The organism is Acidovorax sp. HMWF018 (assembly GCF_003061035.1).
Classification (GTDB): domain Bacteria; phylum Pseudomonadota; class Gammaproteobacteria; order Burkholderiales; family Burkholderiaceae_C; genus Acidovorax; species Acidovorax delafieldii.
Genome location: NZ_QAIM01000605.1, coordinates 14,923 through 20,195, shown reverse-complemented (window position 1 = coordinate 20,195; position 5,273 = coordinate 14,923). Strand labels below are relative to the sequence as shown.

Here is a 5,273-nt window from a genome sequence, read left to right as displayed (position 1 = left end):
CGATACCACCGGCCTGCAGGATGGCCCGCGTGCCCTTGCAGGCGGCAATGGCCTTGAGGTGGCCGAACGCGTCGCGGAACCAGTCGACGGCCGCCGCCTCCTTGGCCAGCTGTGCGCCCATGTCGGGCGACAGGATGGAGGCCACGGCGTCAAACACCACCGATGGCGTGCCCGCCAGCTGGCCATCGGCGGGCAGCAGCGTGCCGTCTTTCAGCACGGCACCGCCCACCTTGGGGGCCACGATCTTCACGGTGGCGCCGACTTTCTCCAGCGCCTTGCGCAGGTTGGTCACCGAGGCGCCGTTGGAGCCGTCGGCCACCAGAATGCCGATGGAGCGGCCCTGCAGCGTGGGCTTCATGCGGTCGATGATGCGCAGGGCGGGCGACAGGGGCAGGTCCTGCACCGGCTCGGTGGTGGCCGGGGCAGGGGGCAGTGCCGGCAGCCCCAGGCCGTCGGCCACGCGCTGGGCCAGGTCTGCGTCCACATGCAGCAGATGGCCCACCACCGCTTCGCGCACATGGGGTGTGCCGACCTTGGACAGCTCGAACACCAGCGCCGAGGCCATGTGGGCCTGCTCCAGCGGGCTCTGGCTGCGGTAGAACATGCGCGCCTGGCTGTAGTGGTCGGCAAAACTCTCGGCCCGCACGCGGCCCTTCACGCCATCGTCGGCCTGCGCGAAGTGGCGAAAGCCTTGCGCGAGCGAGGCGCGGGGCGTGTCAGGCTGCAGGCTGCTGGGTTCGTAGTTGACGCGGCCCTTGGGCACCTGCATCTGCATGTGCCCGTCGCGCTGCATGTTGTGGAACGGGCACTTGGGGGCATTGATGGGGATCTGCGCAAAGTTGGGCCCGCCCAGGCGCGACAGCTGTGTGTCCAGGTACGAGAACAGGCGGCCCTGCAGCAGGGGGTCGTTGCTGAAGTCGATGCCGGGCGGCACGTTGGCGGGGCAGAACGCCACCTGCTCGGTCTCGGCAAAAAAATTGTCGGGCCAGCGGTTGAGCACCATGCGGCCAATGGGCTGCAGGGGCACCAGTTCTTCGGGGATGAGCTTGGTGGGGTCGAGATGGTCAAACGGGAAGCGTTCGGCATCCTGCTCAGTGAACAGCTGTACCGACAGCTCCCACTCGGGAAAGTCGCCCGCCTCGATGGCTTCGAACAGGTCGCGCCGGTGGTAGTCGTTGTCGGCAGATTGCAGCTTGACGGCCTCGTCCCACACGGTGGACTGGATGCCCAGCTTGGGCCGCCAGTGGAACTTCACAAACGTGCTCTCGCCCGCTGCATTCAGCAGGCGGAAGCTGTGCACGCCAAAACCTTCCATCATGCGCAGGCTGCGCGGGATGGTGCGGTCGCTCGTGGCCCACATGACCATGTGCAGGGTTTCGGGCATCAGCGAGACAAAGTCCCAGAAGGTGTCGTGCGCGCTGGCCGCCTGCGGAAAGCCCCGGTCGGGCTCCATCTTCACGGCGTGCACCAGGTCCGGGAACTTCATCGCGTCCTGGATGAAGAACACGGGGATGTTGTTGCCCACCAGGTCCCAGTTGCCTTCTGGCGTGTAGAACTTGACGGCAAAGCCGCGCACGTCGCGCGGCGTGTCCACCGAGCCTGCGCCACCGGCTACGGTCGAAAAGCGGGTGAATACAGGGGTCTGTACACCGATGTCGGTCAGCACCTTGGCGGTGGTGTACTTCTTGAGCGAGTGCGTGAGTTCAAAGAAACCATGGGCTGCCGTGCCCCGTGCATGCACGATGCGCTCGGGAATGCGTTCATGGTCAAAGTGCGTGATCTTCTCGCGCAGGATGAAGTCTTCGAGCAGCGTGGGGCCGCGCGGCGCAGTGCGCAGCGAGTTCTGGTTGTCGGCAACCGGAATACCCTGCTGCGTGGTCAGCACCGGGTGTTTGCCGCCCGCCTGTTGCTGCAGCTCGCCCGCGTTGCCGCGAAAGTTATCGGACTGGGTGGAAGAAGGCAGGGCAGACGGCGATTTGTGGGCCGCGCTGCGCGAGGTAGGGGGTCGTGCCATGGGCGCTCCTGGGTGGTGCGTGGGGTAAAACGAAGCCACCATCTTTGGGCGCTGAGCGTTCCCAGCGGGTAGGACGTGGCCCCATCGGCGCGTCGTCGGGCGCGCGTGATGACGGCTTGCCCGGCCGATACGTAAGTGCTTGCAACACACACCCGGGCGACATGGCACTTTGTTACGCTTGCTGGTTCCTTCGGAGGGGATAGCGTGAACGCAAAAAAATGGATGTTGGCCGCCAGCCTGTCTCTGGTGGCCTGGGGGGCCCAGGCCCTGCAGATCACCAGCTTCTCGCCCCAGGGCGAGGTGGCGCGCGTGCGCCAGGTGGTGGCCAAGTTCGACGCTGCTGCGGTCAATTTTGGGGACCCCAAGGCGGCCACACCCCTAAGCCTGAGCTGCAGCGACGCCAGTGTGACCAAGGGCACGGGCCGCTGGACTGGCGAGCGCGAGTGGGTGTTTGACTTCGAGCGCGACCTGCCGCCAGGCGTGCGTTGCACCGCCAGCGTCAAGCCGGGCTTCAAATCGCCCGCTGGCGCAGAACTGACGGGCGCCAAGAGCTATCAGTTCAATAGCGGCGGGCCATTTGTTCAGAACCTCCGCCCCAGCACCTACGAGCAGATCGACGAAGAGCAGTTCTTTGTGCTGTTCCTCAATGGTCCTGCCACCACGGCCAGCGTGCAGAGCAACGTGTGGTGCACGGCTGAGGGCGTAGGCGAGCGCATCCCCGTGCGTTTGATCGAGGGGGCGCAGCGCGCCGAAATCCTCAAGGGCTTGGGTCTGGAGAAAGACGCAGCACGCGAGCCCCTGTCCTTTGCCACGCTGGCCTGCAACCGCCGGTTCACCTCGGGCTCGCGCATGCAGATCGTGTTCGGCAAGGGGGTGGCCACCCCCAGCGGAGTCGCCAACACGGCGGAAAAACGCTTTGACTTCAAGGTGCGTGAGCCGTTCTCGGCCGAGTTCAGCTGCGAGCGCGAAAACGCCCAGGCGGCCTGCCTGCCGATCCGGCCGATGATGCTGTCGTTCAATGCGCCCGTGCCGCGCAAGCTGGCGGCTGCCATTCGCCTCAAGTCCGCCAAGGAAACCCTCAAGCCCCAGATGGATGGCGGCGCAGAAGGTGCCCAGGCCGATGCCCTGGTCAACAGCCTGCAGTTCAACGCGCCGCTGGCCGAGAACACCGCTTTCACCGTCGAGCTGCCCAAGGACTTCAAGGACGCCTCGGGCCGCGCGCTGCGCAATGCGGACAACTTCCCGCTCAAGGTGTCCACTGGCGGCATGCCGCCGCTGGCCAAGTTTGCAGCGGCGCCTTTTGGCATCGTGGAGCGTTTTGCCGAAGGCCCTGCGTCGGACAACCCGCCTGCGCTGCTGCCCGTGACGCTGCGCAACGTGGAGGCTGCCCTGCGCGTGCAAGGCCTGCAAGCAGGTGTTGCAACAGCCACCGCACCGGCGGGCAAGGTGAGCACGCTCAAGCCCCGCACCGACGCGGACATCATTGCCTGGTTCCGCAAGGTGCAGCGCTATGACAGTTACGTGGTCAACCGCAAGCAGGCGCGCCAGGACGTGACCGGCCCCCTGCCCAAGGTGCTGGATGACGACAAGGAATACGTGCAGTCGCGCATGCTGTCGCTGCTGGCAGGCAAGGGCGGCGTCAAGACGCTGGACCTGCCCAAGCCATCGAGCAACGACCCGCGCCCGTTCGAGGTGGTGGGCATTCCGCTCACACCCGGCTTCCATGTGGTGGAGATCGCGTCGCAAAAGCTCGGCGCCTCGCTGCTGGACGACCGCCATGGCGAAGGCCGCACGATGTACGTGCGCACCTCGGCGCTGGTGACCAACCTGGGGGTGCATTTCAAGCTGGGCCGCGAAAACGCCATGGCCTGGGTCACCACGCTGGACAAGGGCCAGCCTGTGCAGGGCGCCACGGTGCGCGTGTCGGACTGCCGAGGCAACGAACTGGCGCAGGCCGTGACCGACGCACAGGGTATTGCCCGTGTGGAGGGCCTCTCGTCCGAACCGCCCGGCTGCAATTCCAATTCTGAGGACGAGGTGGGCCAGTCGTACTTTGTGAGCGCGCGCCACAAGGGGGTGGATGGCGTGGAGGACATGGCCTTCACCTGGAGCGACTGGCAGCGGGGCATCGAGCCCTGGCGCTTCAATGTGCCCACCAGCCGTGCACCCTCGCCGGACGAGCGCGTCCACACCATCTTTGATCGCACGCTGTTCCGCGCGGGTGAAACCTTGTCGATGAAGCACCTGCTGCGCGCCGAAACGCGCCAGGGTTTTGCCCTGTCGGCATCGCGTCCCGACACCCTCGTCATCACGCACCTGGGCAGCGGCCAGCAGTTCACCCAACCCCTGGTGTGGCGCGGCACGGCCACCGGGGGGCTCAGTGCGCAAAGCACCTTTGCGATTCCGCCCGCTGCCAAGCTGGGCGTGTACCAGGTCGAGCTGGGGGGCAACGGCACGGTGAATGGCAGCCTGGCGTCGGGCTCGTTCCGCGTGGAGGAGTTCCGCCTGCCCGTGCTGGAAGGCCGCATCGCCCCGGTCGAGAAAAAGGCGCTGGTGCGCGTGCGTTCGGTGCCCACCGACGTGCAGATCAACTACGTGGCCGGTGGCGGCGCGGCCAACCTGCCGGTGCGCGTGTCGGCCCTGGTGCGCGGCAAGTCCCTGGAGTTCAGCGACTACGACACCTTCCGCTTCAACCCGCCCCGCAAGCGCGAGCAGAGCAACGCCAACAGCGACGACGAAGAGGCCACCGCCAGCCAGGACGCGCGCGTGATTGCCGACAAGCTTCCGCTCACCCTCGACAAGAACGGTGCGGGCAAGGTCACCATCGACAATGTGCCCCAGGCCCGCCAGCCGCAGGAACTGCTGCTGGAGGCCACCTACGCCGACCCCAATGGCGAGGTGCAGACCCTTCGCAGCACGCAGACGCTGTGGCCCGCCGGTGTGGTGGCGGGCATCAAGACCGAGGGCTGGGTGTCTGCGCGCCAGAAGATCCGCTTCCAGGCGCTGGCGCTGCAACACAACGGCAAGCCGGCGGCCGACACCGCGCTGCAGGTGCAGGCCATGGCCCGCATCACCACCACCACGCGCAAGCGCATGGTGGGTGGCTTCTACAGCTACGACAACCAGACCGATACCAAGGACCTGGGCACGCTGTGCAGCGGCAAAAGCGACGCGCGCGGCCTGTTGCTGTGCGAGGCCAAGCTCGACGAGGCGGGCGAGGTGGAACTGGTGGTCACGGCCACGGACAAGGACGGCAACA

Annotated in this window: 1 protein-coding gene and 1 pseudogene; one reads left to right on the top strand and one right to left on the bottom strand. The window is 66.5% G+C overall.

The annotated features are described in order from the left end of the window. Positions 1 to 2,014: catalase (locus DBR23_RS25830; RefSeq protein WP_108499991.1), on the bottom strand; the 2,014-nt coding region annotated here is incomplete at its 3' end. Between the two features lie 222 nt (positions 2,015 to 2,236). Here DBR23_RS25830 and DBR23_RS31850 point away from each other — a divergent pair. Beyond that, positions 2,237 to 5,273: pseudogene (locus tag DBR23_RS31850) on the top strand (MG2 domain-containing protein); the annotation flags it as partial.